Below are 1,519 nucleotides of genomic sequence, written 5' to 3' on the forward strand. Positions count from 1 at the left end.
GAGCCTGTCAGATGGATTGTGTAAGACCCCTAGTCAATTGATAGAAAGAGACTAGGAAAACACGATATGACCATCCAGAAAGACCAGGCCGAACAGAGCATGGAAAACGCCTCAGACATCGCCGAGAAGATCGCAGCCCTCGGCTCCATGGACGCCGTCAAGGACTCCGGGGCTTTCGACGAGCTCATGGGTTTCATCGACCGTGGTGAGATCCAGCTCGACGGCAAAGACGGGTTTATCCAGCAGATCATCCGTGCCGGGCTGGAACGCGGCCTGAAATCCGAACTGAGCAGCCATCTGGGCTACGAGCAAGGCGAGGCCCACGGCCGGTTCCTGCCGAACTCCCGCAACGGTTCCTACCCGAAGACCGTGTCCACGGTGGCCGGGGATATCGACCTGCAGATCCCCAGGGACAGGGCCGGAACCTTTGTTCCGACTCTGGTGCCCAAGGGCTCGCGCCGCACCGGCGGCCTGGATGAAATGATCATCTCCCTCTACGCCGGCGGCATGACGGTGCGGGATATCGCCTACCACCTGGAAACCACCATCGGCACCCAGCTGTCCCACGACACGATCAGCAAGATCACCGACGAAGTGCTCGACGAGGTCGCCGCCTGGCAGGAACGGCCGTTGGAAGAGTTCTACCCGATCCTCTACCTGGATGCGCTGGTGGTCAAGGTCCGCGACGGGCACCAGGTGCGGAACAAGGCAGCGCATATGGCGATCGGCGTGACCGTGGAAGGCATCAAGCACGTGCTGGGCCTCTGGGTGACCGAGAACGAGGGGGCGAAGTTCTGGGCCCAGGTCTGCGCGCAGTTGGCCAACCGAGGGGTCAAGGACGTCCTGATTGCCTGCTGCGACGGGCTGACCGGTTTCCCGGAGGCGATCGAGGCAACCTGGGCGAAAGCGACCGTGCAGACCTGCGTGGTGCATTTGATCCGGGCGGCGAACCGGTTCGTCTCCTATGGCGACCGCAAAGCGGTCAGCGCGCAGTTGAAGAGCATTTACACGGCACCGAGCAACGAATCAGCCGCGAAGGCGTTGGATGATTTCGAGGCCAGTGCGCTGGGGCAAAAGTATCCGTCGGCGGTGGCCACGTGGCGCAACGCGTGGGAACGCTTCACCCCGTTCCTGGGGTTCCCGCCCGAGCTACGCAAGGTCATTTACACGACGAATGCGATTGAGTCGATGAACTACCAGCTGCGCAAGGTCACCAAGTCCCGGGGGCACTTCCCGTCCGATGCGGCGGCGGTGAAGATGCTGTGGCTGGCGATCTGCAATATCGAGGACAAGCGGGCCCGGGAGCGGTTCAAGGATGCGCAGAAGAAGGGCCGGACCCCGCGGGCCGGCGCCGGGTCGTATCTGGTGGAAGGGGCCGGGACGAATGGCTGGAAGCAGGCGTTGCAGCAGCTGGCCATGGCCTACCCGGAGCGCATCGAGCCGTATTTGAAGTGAGTGTTAAGAAGCCCTGAATAACGGATGTGACTAGGGGCTTACACAAACTTCCTGACAGGCTCCG

At 62.0% G+C, this 1,519-nt stretch carries 1 protein-coding gene; it reads left to right on the forward strand.

Features of this window, described 5'->3' with window-relative positions:
* Positions 1–66 precede the first annotated feature (66 nt).
* Entirely contained in the window at positions 67–1,455 is a 1,389-nt protein-coding gene (locus tag OK351_RS17825; RefSeq protein WP_265161766.1) for an IS256 family transposase, read from the forward strand.
* The last annotated feature ends 64 nt before the right edge of the window (positions 1,456–1,519 follow it).

It is taken from the genome of Glutamicibacter sp. MNS18, assembly GCF_026107515.2.
Taxonomy (GTDB): domain Bacteria; phylum Actinomycetota; class Actinomycetes; order Actinomycetales; family Micrococcaceae; genus Glutamicibacter.